This is a genomic window from Pseudoalteromonas sp. B62, assembly GCF_037162565.1.
GTDB classification, from domain to species: Bacteria; Pseudomonadota; Gammaproteobacteria; order Enterobacterales; family Alteromonadaceae; genus Pseudoalteromonas; species Pseudoalteromonas fuliginea.
Genome location: NZ_JARLVB010000002.1, coordinates 1,349,491 through 1,363,816, shown reverse-complemented (window position 1 = coordinate 1,363,816; position 14,326 = coordinate 1,349,491). Strand labels below are relative to the sequence as shown.

The following is a 14,326-nucleotide window of genomic DNA, read 5'->3' as shown; positions in this document are numbered from 1 at the left end:
CTTATAATTTTTCTTCTGCCATTAACAGCTCAGCAAGTTCCGCTTCACTTAGGTCATTTAGTTCATCTATCAGCGCACTCATTGACGGTTTGTCATCAATTTCGTCTTGTTGCATTTCGAGTGAACCAACTAAAGCAGCAGAATCCGTTTGGCTTACAATGCTGTTGATAATTGCCTTGAAATGTTGAGATATTTGATTGATGAGCGTTGTGGAATATTCGCCACTTTTGTAGCTAAAGCGCACCCAAAACTCCTCGTCAGGCACGACTGCGACAGACAAACCAAAGTCGATATGCTCTTTGGCGCTTACCTGCTCAATTTTAGTTTTGGTTAACGCCTGAGAGGAGTTAAGTGCTTCACCAGTAGGGTAGTTCTCGGTTACAAGCAAGGTATCAAATAGACGCTCACCCGATTTAATGCCTGCATTTTTCGCTTGCATGCAAACGTCATTCAGAGGCAAATAATTATATTGGTTACATTCAAGCTGCTGCTTTTGTAGCGTTTGCAAATAGCTTTCAATGGTTTGTGTTACGTCGAGATGAGAAACCAATGGTAAGGTATTGATAAACAGCCCTACCATGGTTTGTATGCCGTCAACATCACAGTCACGACCAGAGACTATGGTGCCAAACACCACGTCATCGGATTGCGTATATTGACTTAACAGATACGACCAAGCCATTTGCATAACAGTATTAAGTGTCGTACTGCGCGCTCTGCAGAAGCGGTTTAACTTTTGGCTAAGGGCTACGTCAAAGGTAATGACTTTCTCACAATATTCCCGCAGACCGCTTTCATCTTCTGGTGGCATCAATAAGCAAGGCTGAGTCACGTTCTCAAGCTTTCCTTGCCAAAACTGTAACCCTTGTTGCTGGTTTTGCTTGAAATACCAATCAATATACTGCTTGTAGTCTGTAACAGGAGGAAGTTGATAGTTATTACCGTCAGACTTATTCTCTGCAAGACTAAACACTTCACCTAAAATAATGGGCAGGCTCCAACCGTCAGACAGGCAGTGGTGCTGACTGAAGAGCAGCCTCCAACGAGTAGATGAAAGTTGTGCCAAATAGATGCGGGTAAGCGGCTCAAGGGTAAAGTCGCAGCCCCTTTTATAGTTCTGCTCAATAGCTTCTTCCCACTTTGTATCTTGTATTTCTAAAGTTAATCCAGACCAGTCAAACTGATGCCACTCAAATTGCCCGGTTGGTAAAACAACTTGGTGTATATTGGCGCTTTCTATGCCCACAAAACGCGTACGCATTATGGAATGGCGTGCCATTACTTCTGACCATGCTTCTTGCATTGCGTTAAAACTGGTATTTGCACTAAACACAATATCCTGATGCAGCATATAGGCTTTTGGCTCTTTAAGCGTTTCAAAAATCATCCCTTGCTGCATAGGGGTAGCCGGGTATAGGTCTTGCGTATCTGAAAATTGATGCTGCCATTTTGCCAACTCTGTTTGCTTAACATTGGCTAATGGGTAATCCGATGGCGTGAAGCAAGGTTGAGCTTGTTGGCAATGGGCAATAACATCAAGCATCCCTTGTTTCAGCTCCTTTACTAGGCCTTGCATATTGTGTTTGCTATATTCAAGGGCGCTATAATCAAGCGTGAAGCTCAGCTGACCTTGCTTAACCCAGCCATTTAACCCCAATTTATGCCAACGAGGGTGCCGCCCACTTTGGTGTTCGCCTCGACCTTCTTTAGCTTCACTAAAGCTGTTGCTGCCAAGCGATGCCATTTGCTTGTCGGCATCAAACACACCTAAGTAGTTAAATGCTACAGACTGATAATCATGACTAAGTTGAGCATTCGCTTCATTATGGTTGTACTTCAATAAGCCGTAGCCTAAACCATTGTTAGGAATGGCCCGTAATGTTTCCTTAACCTTCAGAATGACCTGCTTAAGGTGCGCTTGTATGTCCTGCCCCTCATTTGCCTGTTCGATGTAAACAGGATAGAAGCTTGTAAACCAGCCCAGTGTTTGACTGATATCCTGGTCGCTAAATGGCACATCCCGGCCATGACTTTCAAATATAAACTTAACGCTATCTAAGCCCCCCAACGGCACAAGCCAAGGTGCATTCCTGATAGCAGCAGCTCATTGATATGTGTGCGATATGTTGAGTTAGATAGCTGCAGCAACAATTCGGTTTCGGCTTTATCCAGTGTAAAGCTTACCTTTTGTGTGGTAGCAATCGTTGGGTTGCCTGAAACGCTATGTTCGGATGGTAAATTAAATGTTCGATTTTGTGCTCGCCAATATTCGAGCTCATCTACAATTTCTTCCTTGTTTGAGGAATCGACAAGGTCACTTACAAAGGCCTGATAAGACGCGGTTTTTCCTGGTAATGCAACACTGGCATCATCACCTTTACTTAGCTGCTTATATGCAAGATGCAAGTCATCTAATATAATCCGCCAAGAAACCCCATCAATTACTAAGTGGTGGAACAATAAAAACAACCGTTTTTCGCTTCGAGGTTCCTCTCCTTCCTGTAACAAGACGGCTTTAAATAACGGGCCATTTTGAAGGTCGAAGCTCTGCTGCCACTGTCCACACTGAGCTTCAATCCACACTTCCCACGCTTGGCTTTCAGGCCTTACCTGGCAGGAAAGGCTATCATCTAAAAACGCTTTAGTAAGCGGGGTGTGCAGCGCTTGCCAGTGGCCATCCTCGCCTTGATTGAATACTAGCCGTAATGCATCATGGCGTTGGTATAGTGCATCAACAATCTTCGACAAATGTGCTTCAGTTAAGTCAGCTGGAACATGAAGCAGTAGTGAATGATTGAAGTGTTCAGGTTGCTCAGTGTTTTTATCAAAATAAAAGTGCTGGATAGGTAATAACGGCATATTGCCAGTCACCGCCTCTTGCAGCCCTATATTAACTGACTCAAAGCGCACGACTTTTGCAAGCTCAGTAACTGTTGGGTTATCAAAAAGTGACTTGACGCTTAACGAAATGCCTTGGTTATTTGCCCTTGATACAAGTTGTATAGATAATATTGAATCACCGCCAAGGTTAAAGAAATTATCGGTTAAGCCTACTTTTTCAATTCCAAGAACTTGTTGCCAAAGCTCACATAGTGCAATTTCAAGTGCACTAGTTGGCAATTCCTGTTCAGGTGCCGACTGGCTAAGCTCAGGTTCTGGCAGTGCTTTTTCATCCAACTTACCGTTATTTGTTAGTGGCATTTTGTCCAAAAAGACGTAATGGGATGGCAACATATGGCTTGGCAAATGCTTGCCTAAATAGCCTGTTAGATTGGCCACCATATTTTCTCTTGAATGTTTTGTATCTAAAGCCTTTCCTTTGAGTGTCACGTAGGCGACAAGCTGTTTAGCTTTTGCTTTACCCCTTGCCTTCACATAAGCTTCCGAGACATCTTCAATTGCTGATAAGTGATGCTCAATTTCTTGCACTTCAATGCGAAACCCACGTATTTTTACTTGGTGGTCTTTACGACCTGCAAATGCTAACTCTCCATTTTCAAGCCAACGCGCCCTGTCACCTGAGTGATATAAGCGGCTAAATGGAGCGCCTGGCAAAGAGGTTTCTATAAACTTTTCTTTGGTAAGTTCGGGCTTATTGTGATATCCCCTTGCCAATCCGACACCTGATATATATAACTCACCAGTAACCCCAATAGGCACTGGTTTTAATTGCTGATCAAGAATATACACTTGGGTATTCGCGACTGGGCCACCAATCACAGGGGTTTCATTGTGCTTAAGCTCTTTCATGGTAGTCACGATTGAGCATTCAGTTGGGCCGTAAAGATTATATAGCCGGCACTGCTGGGTCCATGTATTAACCAGGTCTTTTGTGCAGTTGTCCCCACCCACCATAATGACTTTTAACGATGGGATTTGGCGTACCACCTGAGCCCCTAATAACGCAGGGGTCATCGCACAATAGTTAATATCGTGCGATATCATAAACTGGGTTAGATCAATTTTAGCGTCAACAAAGTGAACCTGGGCCCCTGCACATAGGCCGTGGAATAAGCTTTGTCCGCCCGCATCAAACTGCATTGGAAGAACATGCATAATACGTTCGCCACAGCTGATATCAAAAGTTTTGATATCATGCTCGATCAGGTTAACGATCCCTTTGTGCTCTAACATTGCCCCCTTGGGCTGGCCAGTTGTACCAGAAGTATAAATAACATAGGCCAGTTGGCTTGGCTCCCCACATCTGGGTAAGTTGTCCTCGCTATGTGAGCCAAACACACTTGGCTCATCAACAACCAATAATTCCGGTTGAGATGAGTTCATCTCAGTGACCTGACTTAGCTGCTCAGTAAATTTTGATTGGGTTAGTAAGATAGGCGCTTGCGTATCTTGTAATATATATTGCACACGCTTTTGCGGGTCATTGGGTGAGATAGGCAAATATGCCCCACCAGCTTTCAATACTGCGAGAATACTTATAATCAGCTCAACATTTCGCTCTAGGTATAGAGCAACAAATGTATCTGGCTTTAAGCTCTCACCATAACGAACTTCATACTGATTACGAATGCCACGTGCTAATTGGTTAGCTCTTGTGTTTAATTCCTGATAAGTAAGTTCAGTTTCAGCAAACACTAGGGCGATATTGTCAGGTGTTTTTTCAACTTGCTGTTCAAACAACTCATGGATCAGTGCCTCTTTCGAGTATGGGCAAGCCGTATTGTTGAAAGCGCTTATTAATTGATGCTGTTCAGTGTCTGGTATTACTGACAAAGTGTTAGCAGCTTGTTCAGGCGCTTGTAATAGAGCAGTCATAAGCCTAGACGCAGCTGTTGTAACATAACTCATCACACGCTTACCATTAACGCTACTATCTACATTTAATGTCAGATGATACGTGTTATCTATATCATCAACTGATAACCCAAGTGGGTAGTTTGTGCGCTCGTGTGCTTCTAAAAAAGTAAACTCATTGTTGGCATCCCGTACTGGCTGATTTTCAAAACTAAAACGGCAATTAATGATTGAGCTAAATAATGGGGCATCGCCCTCAATATCGCAGCAGCTCTGGGCTTGTGTTAGCGGTGTATACTCATAAGCAATTAAATTCTGAATAGATTTACTGATGGTATTAACCAGCGACAGCACGCTTTGGTTGTTCAGTTGCGCTTTTATTGGCAGCGTGTTTATCAATAGGCCAACCATTTGCTCGGCCCATTGTGAGCCTTGCAGCCTGCCAGACATTACCGTTCCAAAAACCACCTGTTCTTTACTGCAACACGCAGATATAACAAGTGCCCAAACCGCATGGAAAAATGCACTTGGGCTACAATGATTTTCACTTGTCCATTGGCGTATTTGCGCTGATAAATCGAATGATAACGCGGCAGCGAGCTCTGTTGCTTGTACTTTTTGGTTAACACTAAGCAGGTCAAAAGGCGCTGTAGGCTCTGAAACATCACTTAGCATTGCCTCAAAAGAGCAAGTTGCATCGGTATGCTTCTGATGGTGCTGTATTTGCCCAACAGCTTCCCTATATGGGATAGGGCTGGGTAACGTTTCTGTATCCCCCTTAAACCAGGCTGACAACTCATCTACAATAATGTTTAGGCTGGTATTGTCATCAACTAAATGATGCCAAGTTAACTTAACATAATGCTCAGCTTGTGCTGTTTCTACAACAGCAAGGTGAAACAATGGTGCTATGGCTAAGTCCATGCTGGTGATGATGTTTTGCTTTAAAACAACTAATGCATCTTGCCCATTCACAGCCTGTAACCATTGCACTGGTATTGACGCACTACGCTGTACAACTTGAGCAGGCGTGTCTAATTCATTCCAGAAAAAGGCGGTTCTTAGTGCGTCATGCCGTTGTATAACAAAGTTCAGCCCTGCCACAAATTTTTCAAATGAAGCTCGACTATTTACGCGCAAGTAAGTCGTTATTACATAGGGATCATCTTCTGGGGCTAGCATGTGGTGATACAACATACCTTCTTGAAGCGGGGTTAGCGGGTAGATGTCTTTGATACATGGCATGCCACCAGGGATTTGGCTCGCAATATGGTCAATTTCCTGCTGCGTTAAATCGATAAGCGGCAACATGTCAGGACTAATATTTTCACAACTTTCTGGGATCGCACTCGCCGGGGTTTGATAGACGTCAAATTGGTTTGCAGGCTTAAGTTCTTCAGCCAGCTCAGCTAAGTTTGCAGCAGCAAATACAGACTGAACAGTAAGTTCCCACCCTTGCTTTTGAATAGCCGAAACCAGCTTTACGACAAGTAGTGAATGCCCGCCAAGCTCGAAAAAGTTTGCAAGCGTACTTATTTTATCTGAATCCAAGTTAAGTACTTCAGACCAGGCATTAACTAAAATCTGCTCTTTATCTGTTTGCGGTGCTTTGAATTCATGCTTCGAGGCTGTTTGCAGTATCGATTGCGCCGGCTCGGGAAGCATTTGTTTGTCAACTTTACCATTTGCCGTGAGTGGCCACTCATTCACAATCATGATTACTGGTGGCAGCATATAGTTAGGTAACACCAATGCAATTGCACTTTTTATTTGCTGGACAATAGCGCTGGACTCTTCCTCCACATGACATGGGGTGTTTAGCTTCACGTAGCCTACAAGTGACTTTTCACCAGCGTGGTTTTCCTTCACTAACACTAAACTGGAGTCTACTCCATCACATTCTGCCAGTTGGTGCTCTATTTCTCCAAGCTCAATTCGAAACCCCCGAATTTTTATCTGCTCATCTGCACGACCAATAAACTCAAGTTCACCATTATCAAGGTATCTGGCCAAGTCACCTGACTTGTACAGCCTCGCATCAACCTTGGCAGTAAATGGATCAGGTATAAACCTTTCTTGCGTGATCTCCGGTTTATTTAGGTACCCTCTAGCGAGCCCAGCTCCCCCTACATATATTTCACCAACAGTGCCTTTTGGCACTAGCTTTTTATGGTTATCTAACAAATATATGGTCTGGTCAGCCAATTTATTACCGACAGATGCGGGGTTACGTCAGCCTTGCTTAATGGCTTGTAAGTAACATGTACGGTTGTTTCGGTAATACCATACATATTAATTAACTTAGGTTGCTGATCACCAAAACGCTCCCACCATGGCATTAGGCTTTCTACTTGTAACGCTTCACCACCAAAAACAACACACCTTAAATAAGGCAGCTCAATATTCTGTTTTAGTATAACTTCAGAGAGTGAGCTAAAAGCGCTTGGTGTTTGGTTCAAAACGGTTACATTTTGGGCTTGGCACAAGGTGGCAAACTGTTTGGGATCTCTAGTGCATGCGTAATTAGGGATGACGAGCTTGCCGCCATAAAGTAATCCGCCCCATAACTCCCAAACACTAAAATCAAACGCAATGGAGTGAAATAATGTCCAGGTGTCAGAAGCACTGAAATTAAAATCACCTTCAGTTGTTAAAAACAACCGGCATACGTTTTCATGGGTTTGTAGGACCCCTTTCGGCTTTCCTGTTGAGCCTGATGTATATATGACGTAGGCCAAGTGATGAATTTGTAAATTTTTATTGGTTACCGATGGGTTATCTGTCGAAAAACGCGCTAGCTCACCTTGTAAGCATGCATCATCCAAACAAATTGCTTGTGACCTTTTAACTGATGTTTGATCAATTAGGCTACTGAGGGTAATAACAGTATCTAGCTTAGCATCGTCTAACATATACTTTAGACGCGCTTCCGGGTAGTCTGGATCTAACGGTACATAAGCGCCACCGGCCTTAAGAATAGCTAAAATAGCAATAACCATTTCAATAGAGCGTTCAAAACACAACCCGACTAATGTATCGGGTGAAATATTCTTATGCTCACTCAGGTAGTGGGCAAGTTGATTGGCACGACTATTTAATGCTTCATAAGTCAGCTGTTTTTCTTCAAAAACTAAGGCCACCGCTTGAGGGTGCTTTTCAGCCTGTTGCTCAAATACCTCATGTATGCACTTGTCGTTTATGTAGTCTGATTTAGTTTGGTTAACATGCTGGGTAAGATATTTATATTCATTTTGGGTAACAATGTCATAGCCACTTAATGGCTTATCTGCATCTAAAGTAAGCTGGCTCAAATAGTGAAAAAATTGTTCTGACCATTGCGCTATTTGCTTATCTGAAAATAAGTCCGTATTAAATTCCCACAAAAAGTCAGCACTTGAACCTGCTTGTGTAACCTCTAAACTCAACTCAAACTTAGCAGTTCCGGTATTAAGTTGTTTTACTGACGTTTCTAACCCACTTAATGTCAACGTTTTAGGATATGCTTCCTGAAAGCTAAATAACAATTGCGCTAGTGGAGAAAAGCTTAGGCTGCGCGTGAGGCCCAAGTACTCAACAATCAAGTCAAAAGGCACTTCATCGTGCTGAAAGTCCTTCATCACGGCTTGTTTTACGCCTCTTAAGGCTTCTTTAAAACTCAACCCAAAGTCTGCACTCATTCGAATAGGTAGTGTATTGACAAACATCCCTACCACTGCACCTAGCTCTTGCCTGTTGCGTCCTGCAACGGGTGTTGCAATCACAACGTCTTGCTGATTACTTAATTTCTGTAAGAAGCTCCCCCATGCCGTTAAAAGGAAAATATAGGGGGTTACTTGAGATGATTTAGCCAAGTTGGTCACATTGCGCCATAAGTCAGCATCAATAGTGTAAACTTGCTTGTCACCTCTGGTACCAAGCTTTGCAGGCCTGTTGTTTGTTGTGGGCAGAGCATGCATAACAGGGCTATTTGCCAACCGCTGCGCCCAGTACTCTAATGAGCTGTCAAATCCACCTGCCTGAAAGTATCCCTGCTGCCAAGCCGCATAGTCACCGTAATGTAGGCCAAGTGAAGGTTGCTCTGTGGCAACTAACACTTTTTCGTTTACACGGGCCTGATAGAAAGCAGCAAGCTGATCAAATAGTAACTCTATTGACCAACCATCAACAGCAATGTGATGAAAGGTTAGTTGTAGGGTTGAAACATCAGCAGCTTGTAGGTAAACCTGCGCCCTAAGCATCGGAGAGCTTGCAAGGTTAAAAGGGCGTTGGGCCTCTTCGGCTAACTGCTTGTTTATGAATTCCTCGTCTACGTTATCAGCTTGTATCGTTTGCAATTTTACTGCAATGTCTTGGCGAAAAACTTGACTGGCTTGCCCATTAATTTCATAAAATTGGGCAGCAAGCGAGGGATTTGCCTTAAGTAAATCATTTAAGGCACCTTCTAGTGCCTGTACCTGAATCATCCCCCTAAGTTGATAGGCGATTGACATATTGTACGTGGATGTTTGACCTTCCAACCTATCTAAAAACCACAAGCGCTGCTGACTAAAAGACAGTTCATACTCGTCTTTTTGGGTACGAGGAATCGCCTGTTCAGAGGCCAAAAAAGCAACTAACTCGTTTTTGCTTTCACGGATTTGACTGCCAATATCCTTAGTAATCGCACCAGCCGTTGCTTGGCTTTTTAACTTCCCATCACTTAGGAAAAGTGTTATCCCCTTGTCTTTTAAATACTTGATTAATACTGCAACCTTCATAATTACCACTCCAACTCTTCAGTATTTTTTTGTTCTTCATTAGCATTAACCATGAACTTTTGCTCTATAAATGCGGACAGCGATGCAATAGTATAATGTTGCATTAAATCTTTGAGCTGCAGCTCAAAGTGAGGATAAATAGTGTTGATCTGCATAACTATTTTTATCGCATTGAGTGACGCAATCCCTAATTCATAAATGCTTTGCTGAACTCCAATACGTTCAATACCTATTTCTTGGCGCCAGATTTTGGCCAGCAACATTTCAATCTCTGTACTTGGCTGCTGGAAGTTATCCTGTTCATTCTTCTTAGTTGGTAAAGCTTTCCTATCTACTTTTCCGTTAGCCGTTAAGGGGATGCTTTCTAACAGAAAATAATTAACCGGAAGCATGTAGCTAGGCACCTTTTGTAATAGGTAACTACGACATATAGGCTCAAGAATAGAGAGCTCAGCGTTGCAACTTGTCGAGACAAGATAAGCATTTAAAACCTTGGCACCCTGTTGGTTTGTCATCACCTGACAAATTACTTCTTTGACTTCTGTTAAGCTATTAAGGTGGCTTTCAATTTCACCTAACTCGATTCTAAAACCATTTATTTTCACTTGGTGATCAACGCGTCCAATAAACTCAATATTGCCATCCGTCATTAGGCGCCCTAAGTCGCCAGTGCGGTATAGTCGTTGATTTAACTGAGAGTGAGCAATATAGCTGTAGTTGGTTTTTTCAATATCGTTAAAATAGCACTGTGCAACTCCTACGCCCCCAATATACAATTCGCCTTCGGCGCCAATTGGCTGAAGTTTTTGCTCATGGTTTAGCACGTAAAACGACTGGTTAAGCATCGGCTTACCATAAGGAATGCTTTTCCATTCAGAACAATCCTCATGTATTGGATAGGTAATCGACCAAATAGACGCTTCCGTCGCTCCCCCAAAGCTATGGATCTGGGCTGGCTTGCCAGCACCTTGAAAGCACTGTTTTAATCTATTTGGCAACTTAGGAGGCAGCCAGTCACCGCTTAACATCATATGCCTAATTGGTGCCTGCGCGTCTTTGTTATTTAATTCGAAATAACTTACAAGGAGCTCTGCTGAAGCTGGAACCGTGTTCCATATTGATACGTTGTGTTGCTCTATCAATTGCGCCCAATGCGAAGGCTCACGCTCTTTCCCTGCTGTTGGGAAAATGATCGTTCCTCCCGCTGCCAGCATGCCAAAAAATCATACACATTCAGGTCGAAACTTAAGTCAGATACTGCGAGAATCTTATCTTTTTCGGTGACATTTAAGCGTTCATTAATGTCCCTTAGCGTATTCACAGCGCCTTTATGAGCTATCGCAACTCCTTTTGGCTCACCGGTAGAGCCTGATGTAAATATGACGTAGGCAAGTGCCTCAGCTGAATTGATTGCCTTAACTTGTTGCATCCAATCTTGTCCTGGCTTTTGTACTGGTGACCCCTCAGCGATTAGGCAACTTATGTTCTCAGGCAAGTTAATCGCTAAATCAACTGAGCTAATAACGGTTTCTATGTTGGCTTTTTCAATTACCTTTCGTACTCGCTCTTGTGGCCAATGGGTTTCAAGTGGTATATAAAAATGCCCCGAACACATAATAGACAGTGCTGCAATTAACTGCATGCGTCCTTTGGGTAAGTAGATTGCGATTGGCTTTCGTGTGTCTGGCGTTGCCAACGAAAGCTGAGAGCTCATTCCAGCAACATGATGCAATAATGATTCGTAAGTTAACGCTCCTAGCGAGTCGTTCAAGGCGACGAGTTCTGGAACTGCTTTTGCTTTCGTTAAAAAAAGATCATGGATGGAAGGGCTATCTGAATAGGCCTTAAGCGTATTATTGTAATCTTCAATATGCTTCCAATCTGCTTGACTTAATATGTTGATATCTTTAATCGATGTGTGCTGTTGCTCAGGCAACGACATTAACAAGTTTGACAAGCGATTTATCACTAGTTCGGCTTCATCATCGCTGTAATATGCTAAGTTGTGCTCGAGGGTTAATACGAGGTCTTGGTGTTCACCTAATTCAAGTAAAGAGATATTAAGTGGAAAGGGGTCATAACCTAAAGTGACATAATTTGTCTTTGTTTTCGCACCTTCTGGGTGATGGTTAAAGCTCATCTTGATGTAATTGAATACCACATCAAAAAGTAATGTTCTTCCTTGATTATAAATATCAATATCTTGGGCTATCTGTTCCAAAGGCATAGCGTAATGCAAATTGTCAATATGATTTACTTCTTTAATCTTTTGCAATAACTCACATAATGTCAGCGTTGTACCAAAATTATACCTTGCGGGCAGTATTTTAGAGTACATACCCACCGTTTTTTTAGAGCTCAGTTTCTTTCGATTATGAAATACCTGCCCAATAATAAGCTCATCTACATTGCAGCTGTTGAGCATATATACATAAATGGCCGCTTGCATCAATTGGTTGATACCTACGTTAAGCGATTTTCCTAGCATTTCTATTTTTTGAAATGCAGCACGATTAATAGTGATTTGCTTAATGCGGCTAGGCACAAAATCCTTGTCAGCATATTGATAACTATAACGAGGAACAACAGCTTGGGCTGGTAGGCTTTTTAAGCGTTCTACCCAATATTGTCTGTCTTCAGAAAATCTATCCGACACTAAGTATTCAGCTTCATGCTCTACTTCCTTTTTAAAGCTAGGTAGGCTGCTTTTGATTTTATCTAGTTTTTCTGAAACTGAATTTGATAAAAGGGCATCATAAATGTGGTAAAGGTTTTTAGTAAAAAGAGAAAGCCCCCAGCCATCACAGATAACATGACTAAAAACAAGAAAAAGCTCATATTCCTGGGCTGTCTTTTTGATCAATGCCCCTTTATAAAGGTTGCTATTTTCCTTGGTTATAGGCGCTGCTATAAAATCTTTTGACCACTCACTAACCTGTTGTTCAATGGTTGATTCCGACCAGCTTTGAACAAAAAGATCAATAAACACCAGCTCATCAACAGTGTGCTTTTCATAGCTGAAGTCTTGTTCGACGCTACCATCATCGTGTAATCGAATTAAAAATGTATCGTGATACTCGATAGCCAGCTCGTACGCTTTTTTGAAAACTGGTTCATTTATAAAACCGCTAATATCAATGCGTGCAACAAGGTTGGTGATTGGAAGTTCTGGATATTTTTTTGATTAATGTATACGTCTCTCTGAACACAGGTCAGAGTGCTATCTGTATTTGTACTCATGGCTAAGCCCCAAGGATAAATAAATTAACTTAAAGGTTATTTAATGATGTGTGCACTTTCAGAAGTGTATTCTCTTGCTTTCCAAGTGCTCTCCAAAAGTAAACACCTTAGTAGCCAGCGATCATTGCCATCGTACTTTGGTTGATAATTACTTCTTGCATGAACAACTCTTCGGTTATCAAAAATCAATAAGTCTCCCTTCTCCAACACGACGGTCTTCTTGTTGCGATTAATTGATTTTTGTAACTCTATATAAGCCTTTTGGGCGGACTCAGTTAGGCATGTCGTAAACGGTGGATCAAATACAATTTCTTTGTCCAAACTTCCGTTTAGTACAGAACACAGTTGGCTTTCTTCAACATCTTCAGAAGCGGAGGAAAACGTTGTATCTTTTTTTATTAAAAACTGCTTTTTCTGCAACTCTTCTTCTAAGGACTTATCTAAATCAATGTTCTTAGCTTCAAATATATAAGTTTCTGCTTGAGGGTCTTCCCTTAAGCAAAGTAATGCAACAAAGTCAGCCTTAGCATCGTGAAAGCCATCTTCCACATGCCACTCTAAGAAACATTTATTTGAGCCTATTTGCTGGTTTCTATCTTTAAAAAGAGGAAAAACATCATCAATATAGTCAAAGTGTTTTTTGCCTTCAAAATTATAGATATAGCCTAAACCTGAAACCAATATACTTAAGAGTTTGCGGGCAAAGAGCATACTTTCGCCGTGGCCGGTACCTTTACTGCTAGGCGTAGCCTGAATCTCACTAGGTAGTGGAAGCCCTTTTATTAAAAGGTGATGAGTTCTATTTCCTTTTTTTAGCTCGAATAGTTTAGCTAACAAGGTTTGTGGTAGGTTCGGAAATTGTTTCCAACAAGAAAAGTAAAATTCGTCAAAGTCTGCTATCGAATAGTTTAGTGTACATAGCTCGACAATGGCTAAAATCTGCTTTTTTCATCCTCATTAATTTTTAATACATTGATACTTTTACTTTGTAATGAGGGTGTTTCTGATTCGTGGGTGCTTATATTATCCTTCTCAGGAAAAGGCAACTCTGATGTGCTTATAATATTTAAATCCATTTAAATCCACTTTTTATTATTATAAAAATTAATTTATGGGCCAATGTATATTAAGTAAACAAAATATGTCAAGAAAAAATATAAGCACTTTCCCCTCACAAGGATGAATTAATCAAAATAAAATCAAGACAATATCAATAACCAGGCTTTATTGAGTAGACTTTAGGTCTGTGTTGTTACTCGTAATATTCTAGATGCTTTCAAACAAAAAATTAACACCTTATTAATATGCATTATCTGTAACAAGTGTTCCAACTAGGGTTCCATTTACAAAATAAACTCCAGAAAAAGGCTCCCTTCTTCAAGCTCATCTGTTAATTTGACTTTTAATCTTAGACGAAATGTTTCTGTACAAATAGAAATCATTTCCACGACATCAAAATAAAAGTTTACTCTTGGATATATTGCTTTAAACAAACTTTCTTTTGCTGAAAAGACAAGTGTCAATGCTATATTATTGTCCAAGTGTAGTGGTAAAGTAATTTTGGCCACCCATTA

6 protein-coding genes and 1 pseudogene are annotated in these 14,326 nt (G+C 41.5%); all 7 read right to left on the bottom strand.

What is annotated here, in order from left to right; translation table 11 throughout:
* Position 1: 1 nt before the first annotated feature.
* The 7 genes and pseudogenes from P4S71_RS10750 to P4S71_RS23105 all read right to left on the bottom strand — a co-directional run bounded on the left by P4S71_RS10750 (position 2) and on the right by P4S71_RS23105 (position 14,320).
* Positions 2 to 2,068, bottom strand: a complete 2,067-nt coding sequence (locus P4S71_RS10750; RefSeq protein ID WP_337150640.1) for a condensation domain-containing protein — start codon at positions 2,066 to 2,068, stop codon at positions 2 to 4.
* Positions 2,056 to 6,960, bottom strand: a complete 4,905-nt coding sequence (locus P4S71_RS10745) for an amino acid adenylation domain-containing protein (RefSeq protein WP_337150639.1) — start codon at positions 6,958 to 6,960, stop codon at positions 2,056 to 2,058. The genes P4S71_RS10750 and P4S71_RS10745 overlap by 13 nt, the downstream gene beginning before the upstream one ends.
* Positions 6,933 to 9,512: a non-ribosomal peptide synthetase gene (locus P4S71_RS10740; RefSeq protein WP_337150638.1), complete on the bottom strand. Its 2,580-nt coding sequence runs from the start codon at positions 9,510 to 9,512 to the stop codon at positions 6,933 to 6,935. Before P4S71_RS10740 ends, P4S71_RS10745 begins: the two co-directional genes overlap by 28 nt.
* 2 nt (positions 9,513 to 9,514) lie before the next feature.
* Positions 9,515 to 9,775 carry a phosphopantetheine-binding protein gene (locus P4S71_RS10735; RefSeq protein WP_337151615.1) on the bottom strand — a complete coding sequence of 87 codons (261 nt, stop codon included), beginning with the start codon at positions 9,773 to 9,775 and terminating at the stop codon, positions 9,515 to 9,517.
* A gap of 534 nt (positions 9,776 to 10,309) precedes the next feature.
* A pseudogene (locus tag P4S71_RS10730) lies at positions 10,310 to 12,645 on the bottom strand (AMP-binding protein); the annotation flags it as partial.
* Between the two features lie 143 nt (positions 12,646 to 12,788).
* Positions 12,789 to 13,589 carry a TauD/TfdA family dioxygenase gene (locus P4S71_RS10725; RefSeq protein ID WP_337150637.1) on the bottom strand — a complete coding sequence of 267 codons (801 nt, stop codon included), beginning with the start codon at positions 13,587 to 13,589 and terminating at the stop codon, positions 12,789 to 12,791.
* A 506-nt stretch (positions 13,590 to 14,095) separates the two neighbouring features.
* Positions 14,096 to 14,320 (bottom strand): 4'-phosphopantetheinyl transferase superfamily protein, encoded by a 225-nt coding sequence (locus P4S71_RS23105; protein WP_442961669.1) that lies wholly within the window; start codon positions 14,318 to 14,320, stop codon positions 14,096 to 14,098.
* Positions 14,321 to 14,326 lie beyond the last annotated feature (6 nt).

Bases quoted from the DNA above. Each gene is read 5' to 3' on its own strand.
- P4S71_RS10740 (WP_337150638.1), bottom strand. From the start codon at position 9,512: ATGAAGGTTGCAGTATTAATCAAGTATTTAAAAGACAAGGGGATAACA.
- P4S71_RS10735 (WP_337151615.1), bottom strand. From the start codon at position 9,775: ATGTTGCTGGCCAAAATCTGGCGCCAAGAAATAGGTATTGAACGTATT.